Below are 14779 nucleotides of genomic sequence, written 5' to 3'. Positions count from 1 at the left end.
TGATGGTTTTAATGTACTAATTGACCAATACAGTTTTGCTCAGAATAGGGTGTTGACCTTTAAATGATATGCCGACATAACTTTACAAAACTGCAAACTGATAACGCAAATTGTCACAATATACTGATAATTGCCCTTAGTTAACTTAAATATCTTAGTTATGTAAGTATGTTTGAACATATAAATAATTAAACGCAAGCTAATTACTTAAAAAGGCTATCTGTCCTAGTTTTTACTCATGTGTTATGGCATCATTGGCATGTAAATAGGAGAACAATGCTAGGTTGTAATAAGCTATTCAAATAAGTTTATATACAGGCTTATCCGCAAACACTATTGCAAACCTGTGCCGTCCGTTCATCTTGTTTTGCCGGGTTTGTTAAAGCTTCCTTTTCTATTTGTTTTTTCCCCCAGCGATGCAGGTGCGCTATAAAAGGAATTAATTCCTTACCAGTTTCGCTCAACGAATATTCCACTTTGGGTGGTACTTCATGATACATTTTCCGGATAATCAATTTGTCGTCTTCCAGTTCCCGTAGGGTTTGGGTCAGCATTTTGGTGGTAATATCGGGCAGGGTTCGGCTTAGTTCACCATAACGCAATACTCGTTTCATATCCAAGTACCATAAAATGCGTGCTTTATATTTTCCGCCGATGCGCTTAAAGGCATAATCAACGGCACACAGCTGTGTAGCTTCAGTCACTTTTTGATCATTTTTCATTTTGGTTGATTTTTAAAGCGTTGATAATCAATATTACATACTTTTTAGTGCATAAGATACTAAAAAGTACATACTTGTCTAAAGTATACAAATAATTTAGTATTGCACTACATGCTACAAGTAATTGTAGTTACGCAGTTAAATATTTACAAAAAAAATATTATGGAACGGCTTAAAAATGAATATGATCAAGTTAATGGAAAACTGTTAATGAAGGCAGTTAGGTTACACGAGTTTGGTGGCCCCGAGGTGTTGCGCTACGAAGACGCGCCAAGGCCCGAACTGGGGCCGGGAGAGGTACTAGTGCGGGTTCACGCAGTGGGATTAAACCCGCCCGACTGGTATCTGCGCGACGGGTTCAAATCGCTTCCGCCCGAGTGGCGGCCACAAGTACCTTTCCCTATTATTTTGGGCACGGATATTTCGGGCGTTGTTGAAGCTATAGCTGATGATGTGCAAGGCTTCGCCATTGGTGACGAAGTATACTCAATGGTCCGCTTTTTTAGCGTGGGCGAAAGCAAGGCCTATGCCGAGTATGTTAGCGTACCTGTATCGGAACTGGCGCTAAAGCCAGCTGGTATAGATCATATACAAGCGGCTGCAGCACCCATGTCGCTGCTTACTGCCTGGCAATACCTGGTTGATGTTGGACACAACCAGCCTAATCCGCTTCAGCAAAATAAGCACCAGCCCGTGCCTTTAGAAGGTAAGAAAGTGCTTGTAAATGGCGCTGCGGGAGGTGTAGGTCACTTAGCCTTACAAATTGCCAAACTGAAAGGAGCATATGTTATTGCAGTGGCATCGGGCAAGCACAAGCAACTGCTGCATGAACTGGGTGCTAACGAAGTTATCGATTATACTGAAACAGCTCCCGAGGATGTAGTACGTGACGTTGATGTAGTATTAGACACCGTTGGTGGGCCAACTACCGGCCGTTTTCTACGCACACTTAAGCGCGGCGGTGTTTTGTTTCCGGTGTATCCCTTAGGGTTTTCGGATGCCGCAGAGGCCGAAAAGGCGGGCGTTACTGTTTCGGCAACGCAGGTTCGTTCGAGCGGGGCGCAGCTGACAGAACTGGCAAATTTGCTTAATGACGGAAAAATTCGTGTGGTGATAGACAGTACCTATCCACTGTCGGATGCCAGGAAGGCCCATGAAAGGGCAGCTCAAGGACACATACAGGGCAAAATAGTGCTTACCGTTGTTTGAAACAGAAATTATGGATCTTCAGGATTTGGCGAATAAGAATAGAAGAAACGCATAGTTCCTGTGGAATTGGCTGGCGAACCCAAGTATGAAATTGCCAGTTTGCCAGCCAATAATTTGTTCGGCTTCAGCGCTCAATATCTTTAAACCTTAGCACTAAATTTTGATTACAAAAGCTTTTAAGGCCGCCATCTTGCCATCGCTAAATTGCCATACATCGCAGTAGGCGTAATCAATCATTTTTCCGTTTTCATCTTTCATGCTAATTTTGCCGATGGCTGTAACGAACTCGCCTTCTGCAATCAAGCTTTCCACATCAAATTTCGGCGGTTCTACATATGCGGCTTTCATATATTCCCGAATAGCTTCCTTACCTATTATGGTTTGATCGCCTACAAATTCCCACACGATATCGTCGGTGCAAAAATCCAAAAACCCTTCATTGTTACCTTTGGTAATCAAAGCGTTTGCCTGAACTAGTATTGCTTTGTTATCTAACATCATACCTCCAAAAGCTTTATTAAACTAAAAGGTTTGATTCTGTAGGCAGCTTCCATTCAAAAAATGTTTTCTGCAATCGTGAAGCTCCTATTAGGTTAAAATAGTTACGAGCAACCAATTTTAAAGTCTTCAACTACTTGAACTTTTTTCTGGCAAAGCCACGCGACCTTTGCTTTATGGAAAACATCAAGAATATAGAAGAAACCATCCGTACCTACACCAGTGCATGGAATGAGACGGAGCGTGAAGCCATCATGAAAATAATCAGCCAATGCTGGGCACCGGATGCTACTTACACCGACCCATTAACAGACACCATTACCGGGCAGGAAGCTATCACGGAATTGATTATCAGTTCATATGATCAGATGGGGCCGAGAACGTTCAAAGTATTGGCAGCACCGCAAACACATCATCAAAGTGGACGTTTTCGGTGGCTGGCCGTTCGTCCGGAGGGCTATCCGGCGGAAGGCATGGACTATTTTGAGTTTGATGATCAGAACCGTATAACCCGTATTGTTGGATTTTTTTAGACTGGAGAATATGATAACATTACCAAATATTGAACAGGGTCACGGGCCTGTGTTGATGCTGAATATGATAAAGTTCAAAGATAAAAAGATATACTTTGAGCAGTATATCCCGGCATTTAATCAAGTGGTGGAGCAATTGGGCATTGAGGGCGTAAATGTGAAACTGGTAAGCGAAGTAATAGCTAGCATAGTAGCCGACGAAGGCGAGCAGTGGGACGAAATAGTATTGGTAGAATATCCAAGCGCAGAGGCATTCAAAACTATTGCCCAAAGTGATGTTTATCATCAAATGGCCAACCCGCTTCGTTTGGCTGCCACTGCCGAGCTGAAGTTGCTGATGACGCGCAAAATTGAATTTTAAAGGCTATAATTGCTTACATGTCTGAGCTGCTTTTATCCAACTTTGCAATGCACATAGCACTTGCACCTGACGAACAGGAGCAAGTGCTTGCCTTGTTGCAACGCAAAACCGTTCCAAAACGCAGTATATTGTTAAAGCCCGGCGAGATAGAAAGACATATCTATTTTGTTGACGAGGGGTGCCTGCGCTTGTATCATACCGATAAGCAGGGACACGAGCACAACCTCTGCTTTTACCCAGAAAACTGGTGGGCCTGCGATATAGTAAGTTTTTTTAAAGTGAAGCCTGCCACCAACGCTATACAGGCATTAGAGGATACGCAGGTATGTTATTTTTCCTTACCTGCTCTTGAACGATTATTTACCGAGGTTCCCATATTCGAACGTTTTTTTCGCATACTCACCCAAAATGGATTTGATATGTTTCAGCGGCGCCTAACGTCCAATTTGTCTAAAACAGCCGATCAGCGTTACCAGGAGTTCCGCAGGCATTATCCCGGGCTTGAACAGCGTATATCCCAAAAACAAATAGCCAGCTATCTGGGCATTACGCCGGCATTTTTAAGCATGATGCGCAAAGAAAAGAATTTGTGACGTATCCGGATAACACACCTTGATTAATCTTTAAGCCCTAGGCTGCGCCGAAATAACGCTGGTGAAACTTTTGTTCGCTGTTTGAACAATTTGTTAAACGACTGGGGATGCTCAAACCCTAATTGGTAAGCAATTTCGGCAGTGGTCAAAGTGGTTTGGCTTAGTAATGTTTTTGCTTTCTCAATTAGTGCCAGGTGTATATGCTGTTGTGTGGTGTTACCGGTAAGCGCTTTAAGCATGTCAGACAGGTAGCGTTGTGATACATTTAAATGCGCAGCAATATCCTGTGGTGATGGCAAGCCGTTAATCACGGTGTCTGTATGGCCAAAATACTCGTTTAGCCATGCGTTCATGCGGCCAATCAGGTCGTGATGATGGTTCTTGCGGGTCAGGAATTGCCGGTTATAAAACCGGTTACTATGGTTCATCAGCAACTCAAGCTGCGAAACGAGCACGTCTTCGCTAAACTGATCGATATTATTTTCGAGTTCTGCGGCGATGGCCTGAAAAAGCGTTATCATCGTCTGCTTTTCTTTGTCAGACAGAAATAACGCTTCAGAAACCCTGTACGAAAAGAACCCGTATTGATGGATACCCTGCGCTAAAGAATGGTTGCTTAATAAGTCGGGATGAAAGTATAAGGCATAACCCTGATAGTCGTTGGGATTAGCAGTCATCTCCACCAACTGATTTGGTGCCAGAAAAGCCATGCCGCCTTCTTTAAAATCATAAGAACCGGGCCCATATTTAACGCTGCCGTTAAAGTTGTGCTTAAATGTAATTTTATAAAAGTTTAGCCGAAACCAACAGCCTGCATCATGCAGATCAACCTTCGCCTGGCTATAATCAACCAAGGTAATCAGCGGATGTAAAGGCGGACGCAATCTTAGCCGGTGCATCAAATCTGAAATACTGCTGAACGCTAATGTATTATTCACCGCTGGCATCGTGAGTTTTTTAGTGATTAAATATAAAGGTATTAGTTTAACCTTGTATTGAGGGTCGGATAACAATATCGCCAACATCCACCGTTTCTGGTTGCTCAATGGCATAGGCTACTGCTTGGGCAATTGCTTCGGCCGGAATGGATATTTCATTGGCTCTTTGTTGATTTGCATTTCTGATGGAATCATTTTTAATGTTACTCACAAACTCGGTTTTTACATAGCCTGGCGAAATACCGGTTACCCGCCAACGGCCTTCAGATTCCTGACGCAATGCTTCGCTGATGGTGCGTACTGCATTTTTAGTACCGGCATAAACGCCCATAGTTGGTACAATCGCAATCCCGGCGGTAGAAATAATATTGATGATGTGGCCCGAGCCTTGCTTTTTGAATTCAGGCAACGCTGCAGCGATGCCATAAAGCGCTCCTTTCAGGTTTACATCAATCATTTGCTCCCATCCATCTACGTCAAGTTCTTCCATCCGGCCCAGCTGGGCAATACCGGCATTGTTAATCATCACATCCAGTTTGCCGTATTGTTTTACAGCTAAAGCAACCAGCTGTTCTACGTCTGTACGACGGGAAACATCTATCTCCAGATAAGTTACCTTTCCGCCATTTTGCTGTATGGTGTCTGCAATTGTTTTAAGCCGGTCAATCCGGCGGGCGCCTATAACAACTTTGGCGCCACGAAAAGCTAACAATTCTGCCGTTGCCTTGCCGATGCCACTGCTGGCGCCGGTTATCGCCACTACTTTACCTTTGATTTCGTTTTTCATATATAAAATGTTGAAAGCAAAATTCATAAAATACACTCGTTTCAATGTAGCCGATATGGCAAAATGTGTAGCCGTTTTAGTTGGATTACAACGGGCTTATCGCAGCCTTTAAAGAGTTGAAGAAACGGCAAACAGGTTTTGTGGATTGGGCTTTTGTTAACAATATATCAATCTATTGTTACCTGCAGCACAATGTTTTATGACTTGCCAGTACCTGGTGAGAATCATAATGTTTTATTGACAAAATGCTAATGTTTGGAAGCTTCTTTTGCGGAGTTGATCATCTGCTTTTCTTCAAAGTCAATTCATGTTTTAAATCAAACGCAAAATTAGTTTATGGAAAAACCTTACGCACTTGTTTTTAAAGTGGCAATCCTGAACCGCAATTTCAAATTGCTGCTGTTGTGGATTATTGCCCTGCTCACGGCTACGTCGTCGTTTGCATTTCAGCAACCGGGCCATTCGGTAAACGGTACGGTTACTGATGAAAAGAACCAGCCGCTGCCAGGCGTTGTTGTCACGGTAAAAAGTTCAGGCAAAGGCACTACTACCGATTTTAACGGAAAGTTTAACGTTCGGGTAAGTGATGCGGCGGATAGCCTGAAATTTGCAATGATCGGATTTCAAACAAAGTCTGTAGTTGCCGGTGCTGGTTCTTACCTTAATGTCAGCTTAATACCCGACCAAAAGCAGCTGAAAGATGTAGTAGTAATTGGCTATGGTACATCCAACAAGCAGGATGTAACCGGATCAATTACTTCACTTAAGTCAGAAGATTTTAACCAAGGCGTTTTAACTACGCCCGGCGAGTTGTTGCAGGGCAAGGTGCCGGGGTTAAACGTTACGCAAAGTGGTGATCCTAACCAGCGTCCTGCCGTGGTTTTAAGAGGTCCATCCACCATACGCGATGGTGCACAAGAACCATTTTATGTTATTGATGGTGTGCCAGGTGCTTCTATCGATTTATTAGCACCTGCCGATATTGAAAGCATAGATGTGTTGAAAGACGCCGCATCTACGGCTATTTACGGATCAAGAGCAGCCAACGGTGTTATCATTGTAACCACCAAAAGAGCCAAGCTTGGGCAAAACAGGTTGTCATACAGCAGTTATGCATCCATAAACAAGGTGTCAAGGAAAATTGACATGCTAAATGCGCCCGAACTTCGTCAATACTTACAAACCAACGGACAAAAGCCGCTGGCCAGCCCGCTGGATGATGATGGTTCTGATACCAACTGGCAAAATTTGGTAGAAAGAACAGGCCATTCACAAAATCATAACTTATCTTATGGTGGCGCATCAAAAAATTCTGAATATGGCGCCAGTGTCAACTACTTTAAAAACAACGGTATTTTAAGGCGTACTGCATTAGAACGGGTTATTTACCGGGGTTATATTAACCAGCGTTTTTTTGATGATCGCTTGAAGTTGAGTTTGAACTTAACCAACAGCCATAGCAAATCAGATGATATTTATACCAACAACGTATTGTCGGGTATGCTATTCTATTTGCCAACCGTAAGTCCGTTTAACCCGGATGGTAGCTATAAAGAAAATTACACCCGCACCGGAAGCGGCCCATTAAATCCATTGTCGCTGTTAAATAATAACACCATAAACGTTGACAACAACAAGTTTTTAATTAACGGTATTGCACAGGTTGATATATTGCAAGGCCTGAAATTTACCCTAAGCGTATCTCAGCAACGCGAGCAAAATAATTATAACAGCTATCTCAACAGCCAATCAGGTTTGGCAGTGAATGCCAATGGTGTTGCGCGCCGCTTGTCTTATCAAAACACCAATGATGTTGTAGAATCTTACTTCAATTACGATCGTGTTTTTGGTAGACATACATTGAAATTACTCGCCGGTTATTCTTATCAGCAAAACCGCACAAACGATGGATTTGGTGTGCAAACGCAAGGGTTTTCAAATGATAATGTTACTTACAACAACCTGTTTCTATCTAACCCGTCTAGCTTATCGCAAATCAGTTTCGACAACAACCCTATATCTACTCTGAGGTTAATTTCTTACTACGGCCGCGTACAGTACCAGTTTGAAGATAAATATCTTTTACAAGGATCTTTACGTGACGATGGTTCTTCGGCATTTGGTATCAATAACCGTTACGGATTATTTCCGGCAGTGTCGGCCGCATGGCGTGTAATCAATGAGGATTTTATGAAGAACGTGCCTGTCATCAGCGATTTAAAATTGCGTGCGGGGTACGGTGTATCAGGTAACAGTTTAGGTTTTAACGCCTTTACATCTTTGCTGGTTTATGGTACACCGGCAACGGGTGGCAGCAAATTTTTGTATAACGGTAACATTGTTAATGCCATTGGTGCAGCACAAAGCGATAATCCCGATTTGAAGTGGGAGAGCACTGCCACCACCAATATTGGTGTGGATTTCGGCATCCTGCAAAATAGAATTACAGGTTCGGTAGATTACTATATCAAAAAAACTTCGGATTTGATTTATACCCAGTATCCGGTTTCACTCACACAGTATTTTACGCCAACCATTACCGCCAACGCCGGTAAAATTAAAAACTCGGGTGTCGAGGTAGTGCTTAGTGCTACTGCCGTTAAAGGACGCAGTTTTACATGGCGAACTTCCGTAAACGTATCGCGTAACAAAAACGTGGTAGAAAGCCTTTCTAACGGTACGTTTAACCTGCCGCTGTACTATACAGCACAGTTAGGTGGTAAAGGCCAGTCTGGCAACTTTAGTCAGGTGGTACAGCCTGGGCAGGCGCTGGGCACATTTTACTTATGGCACTATATGGGTAAAAATCCTGCTGGTGTAAGTACTTATTTAAATTCTGCCGGTAACACTATAGCTACACAGCCACTAACTACCGATCAGTTTATAGCGGGCAATGCGCAACCGAAACTGATTTACGGATGGACCAACACCTTCATTTACAAAAACTTCGATTTGAACTTTTTGGTAAGAGGCGTACTGGGTAACAAAATCTTAAATGCTACGCTGGCTTCGCTGAACAACCCTGCTGATGCAAAAATTCAAAACATACCCCGCTTTACGTTGGGCGAATCGTTTAGTGATATAAATGCCTACCTGATATCAGACCGGTTTCTGGAAAGCGGTTCTTATTTGAGGCTGGATAATGCCACCTTGGGTTACAACATTAAGCCAAAGCTGCCTGCCATTAAAAACATTCGCTTATATGTATCGGCCAATAATCTATTTGTAATCACCAAATACAAAGGTATTGACCCCGAAATTAACATAGGCGGCTTAACACCGGGTATTGACAATAACAACTACTATCCTAAAACCCGTACTTACATCTTCGGACTAAACGCTTCATTTTAATTAAGCACTAGAGATTAAAGATTATGAAAAAATTATATTTAACGGTAGCCGGTATAGCCGCCTTAACGGCCTTGTTTTCCTGCACCAAACTGGATGTTAAGGTAGAATCGCAATACGTAAAATCTAACTTTCCAACAACCAACTCCGATTATACAGCCTTACTGGGCACCATGTATTCCAATTTGTCGTCAAGCTACGGTGTACCTTATTGGCGCATGCAAGAGCTATCAACAGATGAAGCCATTATCCCTGCCCGTGATGGTAACTTTGACGACGGTGGCCAATACCGCCAGTTACATTACCATACTTGGACATTTGACCATGCCAATGTAATTGGCGTATGGCAGTGGGCTTTTAGCGGTATTAACACTTGTAATCGCTTGCTTACGGTAGTAAATTCTTCTACATCGTCGGATGCTGTAAAAAGTGCAACTATTGCCGAAATCAGAGCAATGCGTGCTTTGTACTATTTTTTTGCGATGGATTTATACGGAAACGTACCCATCATCACCGATTTTCCGGTAAACACGCCGCCGGCTACACAAAGTAGGGCCAAAGTGTTCGAATTTATAGAAACTGAATTGAAAGCTGTTTTGCCGTTGTTGCCTGCTAAAACCAATAACTCGGCTACAAATACATTGCAGTATGGGCGTCCAACCCGTGGAATGGTGTTTGCGCTGCTGGCTAAAATGTACCTGAATTCGGGTGTATACACCGGCACCACACGCTACCAGGATGTGGTAACCATGGCAGACAGTGTTCAGAACAATAAAAATTATTCGTTGGATACCCGTTACCGGGATGTTTTCTTGCCTAACAATGGTCCGCAGATTAATGAAACAATTTTTGCTGTACCTTACGATCAGCAAATACCCGGAAACCAGTTTACCCGTTTCGGCTTTTTCTATTACCTGGTACAAGCTTATGGGTTTAATGTGGGTATAAGTATTGCCATGAGCACCACGCCGGAGTTTTATAACCGATTTAACATCCCGAACGATTTTCGGACTAAAACCTGGCTGGTTGGCCCGCAGTATTATCCTGATGGAAACGGTGGCTTTACCAATCAACCGGTATATTATCCGGGCACTACTACGCAAATTAATATTACACCACAACTGGTACTGGTACCAGGTAAACCTATGGACTTGGGAAATACCATAGCCAGCCAGTCAGAGGGGATACGTTCTATCAAATATTATCCCGATCCGACCATGATACAGTCCACCCGCTTAAATAGCAATGATATACCTGTACTGCGTTTGGCGGATGTTTATTTAATGAAAGCTGAGGCCGAATTAAGAGGTGCAGCCGTTACTAGCGTAAACGGTGAAATGCAAACGCCTGTTGCGCTGGTCAATAAGTTACGCGCACGTGCAGGTGCCGACTTGGCCGCTTCAGTTGACTTACAAGGCTTGTTGGATGAGCGGGCCCGCGAATTGTCTTGGGAAGGATGGCGCCGGAATGACTTGATCCGCTTTGACCAGTTTGAGATAGAATATCCATTACCAAATGATAACCTGTCTATGAACAAAGCGCTCACTCGCAGATTATATCCTATACCATCTACCGAGTTAAAAACCAATCCTAATCTGGTACAAAATCCCGGATATTAATTCAAATAATTAACTTTAAAATATAGCATCTGTCACTAAAAAGGCAGATGCTTGTTTAATTTAAAAGAACTATGAAAACTTTACTGGCTTTACTTGCCGTAGGTGCAATACTAACGCTGAAAAGCAACGACCCCGACAATTTGCCTATAAATAAAATTCAAGTTATCGGTTCGCATAATAGTTATAAAAAGGCTATTGATCCGGCGTTGTTCAAGGTTTTTCAAAAGCAGGATCTGGAATCGGCTGCTAAATTGGATTATGAGCATATTCCTATTATTGACCAGCTAAACATGGGGTTACTAAACCTGGAATTAGATACTTATATTGACGATAAGGGTGGTAAATACGCCCATCCTAAAGGGTTGGACTGGGCAAAAAATCAACCAACATTTGATACGGCCAGGGTTATGCTAAAGCCGGGTTTTAAAATGCTGCATGTGCCCGAGTTAGACTTTCGCAGTCATTACCTAACGTTTGAAGCCTGCCTGCGCGATTTAAAGGCATGGTCCGAAGCTCATCCCGATCATTATCCCATATTTATCACCTTGGAACCGAAAGACGGTAAGTCTAAAAACCCAACCTTTACCGTTCCAGAAGTTTTTACAGCCCGTGCTTTTGACAAATTAGACAGTACCATTTCACATGATCTGGGCAAAGAACACTTGATTACGCCAGATATGGTAAGAGGTAAATATGAAACGCTGGAGAGTGCCGTATTGCATCAAAACTGGCCAACGCTTAAAAATGCAAAAGGAAAATTTATTTTTTTACTGGATGCTAAAGATGCCAAGCGGGATTTATACATAGCGGAGCATCCGTCTTTAAAAGGACGTGTACTGTTTGCCAATGCAGAACCGGGAACGCCCGAGGCCGCAATGATGTTCAGGAACGATCCGAAAGATCCTGAGATTAGCGGTCTGGTTAAAAAAGGGTACATCATCCGTACACGGGCAGACGCAGATACGCAACAAGCCAGGGCCAATGACCAATCGGATATGAAGGCTGCATTTAATTCAGGTGCACAAATAGTTACTACCGATTATTACCTCAAAAGCACTCATTTTAAATCAGATTATGTAGTGCGATTTGATGGAAACAGCAAATACTTCAGAGTTAATCCGCTGTTTACATCCGATGCAACGGCGTCAAAAAGCAAGTAAAATAAAGCCAACAAATTATAACTGGAAAAATAAACCCACTTCCATCAAATAGTGCTGATACCATTTGATAGAAGTGGGTTTGTGTTTAAATTAAGGTTAGAATACGTTAATCATCATCGTCGTCGTCATCTTCAGCCTTACCGGCAAGATGTGCCGGATATACTTTTGTACCTTTGCTACTGTACCAAAGTATGCGGTTTAAGATATCGTCATTTCCGCCATCTATGTGATTGTATTCGGGCCGTAATGATTGTTTGGCATAATATAGCGCTTTGCCTTTTAAGGCCGACAGGCTCGGGTTCATTTCGTTTAAAGGCACGTTATTTTTTTTGCTGGCAAAAGCTTGTAATGATGCCCGGTTGCTAAAGCAATCGAACATTGGTAAAGCAGTTGCATCTAACAAATTCATTGGCGGGATTCCCAAAATTTGTTCAATGGAACGCACCATACAGGTTTGGTTATAGTTGGTAGAAACCGTTTTTTGTAACTGGCTGTACGGACTGATAACAAAGCTTGTAGTACGATAAGCAGAAACATGATCCCAGCCGGCTTGTGAATCATCCTCGGTAACAAAAATTACAGTATTTTTCCAAAAGCGGCTTTTGCTAATGGCCTCAATAATGCGTCCTAATGCCAAATCGTTATCGGCAATCATGGCGCGTGGGGTGGGCATGCCCGGACGGGTACCGGTAGTATGGTCGGTAGATAGTGCCATTACCGAAAGCTGCGGAAAGGCATCACCGGGGCGCGACTCATATTCTTTCAGTTCTTTGATAAAGGCATCGGCACGCAATTGGTCTGTAATCTTTAAGTAATCAGATCCCGGATAGTTGGGCGATAACCATGGGCGTACCCTGGAGATGGTAGTGGTATTGGTAAAGCTTAAAGGCTTACCGGCTTTGTAGTTTTCATAAATATCAGTCCAGCTCAATTTTGAGTCAATTTTTGGAATGCTGGCTTCGCCGTATATACGTACACTTTTGCCATGATCTGCCGCATTATTCCAAATAAATCCTTTTTGGCTGTATACCATGGCATCAGTTTGCACATGCGGGTAGCTTCGGAACCAAGCGCGAACGTTTTTCTCGATGTAATCAGTAACCATACCGGCATCTGTCCATTGATGGCCCTCGGCCGAGCATTTGCCTGATGCATAGTAATTATCCAGCAAAACGAAGTTACGTGCTAATTGATGTTGATTAGGTGTTATCGCATCACCGTAAAGGCAAAGCTCTTTTTGCCCACGACCTTCGGTCATATCGCCCAGTACCTGGTCGTAAGTGCGGTTTTCTTTAATAATGTAAATTACATGCTTAAAAATGGACGGCTCGCCAATACGCTCGGGCATGGGTCTGGCGGGTTGATTTTTACGGGGAGACAACCGGGCCAGCTCCGTTCTGAAGTTTAGCATCAACGCTTTTACCTTTTGGGTATGCGCCTCAAGTTGCTTATCATCGGGCACATCAATAATTGAAAGGGTAGCCCTTTGACGATGAGAGTTGTAAGCGCCTTCTTTAACTTCGGCTGTTTCTTTGTCGGCACCCTTCATTTCTCGGCTATTTACCCTTGCGCCTTCACCTTCCAAATTGGTTACATAAAGCGTTTGGTTTAGTAAGGCCAATCCGCCTGGATAAGCCTCGGTAGGGATAAAGCCTTGTAAGCGGCTGGTACCATTGCCACCGGCCTTAGCACCTAACTGAACCACAGCCACAGCATTATCCATACCATTGGCTACATAAAGCCGTGAACCATCCGGTGTAATGGCTAGCGCGTTGGGCGAATCACCGATGAATCCCTGCTTACCTGGGTTAATTTTAACCGATATGTTTTCGGCAACACTTAAGTTTTGAGTGTTAATTACCGTCACATCGTCGCTGTTGCCATTGGCGGTATAAATATATTTTCCGTCAGCACTGGTAATAATATCGTTCGGGTGAAGCCCAACCGTGATAGTCTTTAATGTTTTGCCATTACTTAGGTCTATGACAGCTACTGAGCCTGCCTGAGTAGCGCCCGTGGTTGGGTTAATATTTACAGCGCCATACGGTACACCGGCTGTTTCCTGGCTTTTTCCGTCGGGCGTATTGCCGCCCCAGTTGGTTACAAAGGCTTTGTTATTAGTTATGGTAATACCATAAGGAGCCACACCTGTAGGTACCGACCATACAGTGCTTCTGTCGGACAAGTTAATTTTTACCAAGCGGTTGTTGCCGTTTAACACCACATACAAATAGGGTTTGCCATTTTCAAGATTTACTTTTAGCTCATTTGGCAGTGCTAGCGGCGAAGGGGCCTCGGGTACAAAAGTAAAAGTATCTGCAATTTGTAGCTTGCCGCCATCCCATTCTGCCTTAAATACAACCGACTGATGGCTATCGCCACTGGCGGCACTCCAATAAATCTGCGTTTTGTTATTTACCTGAACCACGTCTATGCCCGAGTAAGTACTCATCAACGATTTAAAGCGTTGATCATCAGGATAGCTCCAACGTGCCACCACTTTTTGCTGACTGGGGGTGAGGATGGCGATACCGTAACGGTCTTCTACCGCTAACAAATCTGTTCCGGGTATAGGCTTTAAATCAAGGCTATGATTTTCCAGTTCCGGGCTGCCATAAACAATCAGCTTTCCCGCCGGGTCAATAATGCGGTTGAATGGCATCATTACCGGCAACGTGTTGCGGTTAAGCGTACTGTCATCATAAGACGCATGATGATTAATGGTTTCCTGATTGTTTTGACCTTTGTCTCTTTGAAAAAATGAATGACAGCCAAAGCAAACCGGTAATAGCAGTGCGAGATAGTATAAGCCAGTGCAATTATTTTTCATGGTATGGCTTGTGTATGTTAGTGTATAAATGAATGCAGGCTTAGTGATAACCCATCACTAAGCCTGCAAATTACATCTTTTTTATTAACGGAAGGTTAAGTGCTATTTTGTGAGATTTTCGCAGAAGTTAGTTTGGTTCCAAATTGCGCGACGTAGTACAGTTTAACTTTAAACAAAGAGT

The 14779-nt window shown here is 43.2% G+C and carries 12 protein-coding genes; 7 read left to right on the top strand and 5 right to left on the bottom strand.

Annotation, left to right across the window (positions count from 1 at the left end; genetic code table 11):
• Positions 1–320: 320 nt before the first annotated feature.
• Entirely contained in the window at positions 321–722 is a 402-nt protein-coding gene (locus GPM24_RS10130) for a winged helix-turn-helix transcriptional regulator (RefSeq protein WP_158826642.1), read from the bottom strand.
• 162 nt (positions 723–884) lie between these two features.
• On the opposite strand from GPM24_RS10130, the gene GPM24_RS10125 reads away from it, so the two are divergent.
• Positions 885–1931 (top strand): NADP-dependent oxidoreductase, encoded by a 1047-nt coding sequence (locus GPM24_RS10125; RefSeq protein WP_158826641.1) that lies wholly within the window; start codon positions 885–887, stop codon positions 1929–1931.
• A gap of 153 nt (positions 1932–2084) precedes the next feature.
• Here GPM24_RS10125 and GPM24_RS10120 read toward each other — a convergent pair whose 3' ends face one another.
• The gene (locus tag GPM24_RS10120) at positions 2085–2432 is read right to left on the bottom strand and encodes a nuclear transport factor 2 family protein (protein ID WP_158826640.1); all 348 of its coding nucleotides are present in this window, start codon (positions 2430–2432) and stop codon (positions 2085–2087) included.
• A gap of 173 nt (positions 2433–2605) precedes the next feature.
• On the opposite strand from GPM24_RS10120, the gene GPM24_RS10115 reads away from it, so the two are divergent.
• From GPM24_RS10115 to GPM24_RS10105, 3 genes are read left to right on the top strand one after another with little or no spacing between them, the layout of a single operon-like run.
• A complete protein-coding gene (locus GPM24_RS10115) occupies positions 2606–2962 on the top strand; it encodes a nuclear transport factor 2 family protein (RefSeq protein WP_158826639.1) in 357 nt (118 codons plus the stop codon).
• A 10-nt stretch (positions 2963–2972) separates the two neighbouring features.
• The gene (locus tag GPM24_RS10110; protein ID WP_158826638.1) at positions 2973–3323 is read left to right on the top strand and encodes a DUF1330 domain-containing protein; all 351 of its coding nucleotides are present in this window, start codon (positions 2973–2975) and stop codon (positions 3321–3323) included.
• A 17-nt stretch (positions 3324–3340) separates the two neighbouring features.
• Positions 3341–3916: a Crp/Fnr family transcriptional regulator gene (locus GPM24_RS10105; protein WP_158826637.1), complete on the top strand. Its 576-nt coding sequence runs from the start codon at positions 3341–3343 to the stop codon at positions 3914–3916.
• 23 nt (positions 3917–3939) lie between these two features.
• On the opposite strand, the gene GPM24_RS10100 is transcribed toward GPM24_RS10105, so the two are convergent.
• Positions 3940–4863 (bottom strand): helix-turn-helix domain-containing protein, encoded by a 924-nt coding sequence (locus tag GPM24_RS10100; RefSeq protein ID WP_158826636.1) that lies wholly within the window; start codon positions 4861–4863, stop codon positions 3940–3942.
• Positions 4864–4900: 37 nt separating this feature from the next.
• Positions 4901–5641 carry an SDR family oxidoreductase gene (locus GPM24_RS10095; RefSeq protein ID WP_158826635.1) on the bottom strand — a complete coding sequence of 247 codons (741 nt, stop codon included), beginning with the start codon at positions 5639–5641 and terminating at the stop codon, positions 4901–4903.
• A 336-nt stretch (positions 5642–5977) separates the two neighbouring features.
• On the opposite strand from GPM24_RS10095, the gene GPM24_RS10090 reads away from it, so the two are divergent.
• The 3 genes from GPM24_RS10090 (at position 5978) to GPM24_RS10080 (ending at position 11768) form a co-directional block, all read left to right on the top strand.
• Positions 5978–8992, top strand: coding sequence for a SusC/RagA family TonB-linked outer membrane protein (locus GPM24_RS10090; RefSeq protein ID WP_158826634.1), 3015 nt, complete (start codon positions 5978–5980; stop codon positions 8990–8992).
• Positions 8993–9015: 23 nt separating this feature from the next.
• Positions 9016–10608, top strand: coding sequence for a RagB/SusD family nutrient uptake outer membrane protein (locus GPM24_RS10085; RefSeq protein ID WP_158826633.1), 1593 nt, complete (start codon positions 9016–9018; stop codon positions 10606–10608).
• A 71-nt stretch (positions 10609–10679) separates the two neighbouring features.
• Positions 10680–11768: a phosphatidylinositol-specific phospholipase C1-like protein gene (locus tag GPM24_RS10080; RefSeq protein WP_158826632.1), complete on the top strand. Its 1089-nt coding sequence runs from the start codon at positions 10680–10682 to the stop codon at positions 11766–11768.
• Positions 11769–11874: 106 nt separating this feature from the next.
• Here GPM24_RS10080 and GPM24_RS10075 read toward each other — a convergent pair whose 3' ends face one another.
• Positions 11875–14598, bottom strand: coding sequence for a bifunctional YncE family protein/alkaline phosphatase family protein (locus tag GPM24_RS10075; RefSeq protein ID WP_158826631.1), 2724 nt, complete (start codon positions 14596–14598; stop codon positions 11875–11877).
• Between the last annotated feature and the right edge of the window lie 181 nt (positions 14599–14779).

It is taken from the genome of Mucilaginibacter lacusdianchii, assembly GCF_009770985.1.
GTDB classification, from domain to species: domain Bacteria; phylum Bacteroidota; class Bacteroidia; order Sphingobacteriales; family Sphingobacteriaceae; genus Mucilaginibacter; species Mucilaginibacter lacusdianchii.
The sequence above is the reverse complement of the archived record's forward strand: the minus strand, read 5'-3'. Positions and strand labels throughout refer to the sequence as shown.

Bases quoted from the DNA above. Each gene is read 5' to 3' on its own strand.
- GPM24_RS10130 (WP_158826642.1), bottom strand. From the start codon at position 722: ATGAAAAATGATCAAAAAGTGACTGAAGCTACACAGCTGTGTGCCGTT.
- GPM24_RS10125 (WP_158826641.1), top strand. From the start codon at position 885: ATGGAACGGCTTAAAAATGAATATGATCAAGTTAATGGAAAACTGTTA.
- GPM24_RS10120 (WP_158826640.1), bottom strand. From the start codon at position 2,432: ATGATGTTAGATAACAAAGCAATACTAGTTCAGGCAAACGCTTTGATT.
- GPM24_RS10115 (WP_158826639.1), top strand. From the start codon at position 2,606: ATGGAAAACATCAAGAATATAGAAGAAACCATCCGTACCTACACCAGT.
- GPM24_RS10110 (WP_158826638.1), top strand. From the start codon at position 2,973: ATGATAACATTACCAAATATTGAACAGGGTCACGGGCCTGTGTTGATG.
- GPM24_RS10105 (WP_158826637.1), top strand. From the start codon at position 3,341: ATGTCTGAGCTGCTTTTATCCAACTTTGCAATGCACATAGCACTTGCA.
- GPM24_RS10100 (WP_158826636.1), bottom strand. From the start codon at position 4,863: ATGCCAGCGGTGAATAATACATTAGCGTTCAGCAGTATTTCAGATTTG.
- GPM24_RS10095 (WP_158826635.1), bottom strand. From the start codon at position 5,641: ATGAAAAACGAAATCAAAGGTAAAGTAGTGGCGATAACCGGCGCCAGC.
- GPM24_RS10090 (WP_158826634.1), top strand. From the start codon at position 5,978: ATGGAAAAACCTTACGCACTTGTTTTTAAAGTGGCAATCCTGAACCGC.
- GPM24_RS10085 (WP_158826633.1), top strand. From the start codon at position 9,016: ATGAAAAAATTATATTTAACGGTAGCCGGTATAGCCGCCTTAACGGCC.
- GPM24_RS10080 (WP_158826632.1), top strand. From the start codon at position 10,680: ATGAAAACTTTACTGGCTTTACTTGCCGTAGGTGCAATACTAACGCTG.
- GPM24_RS10075 (WP_158826631.1), bottom strand. From the start codon at position 14,598: ATGAAAAATAATTGCACTGGCTTATACTATCTCGCACTGCTATTACCG.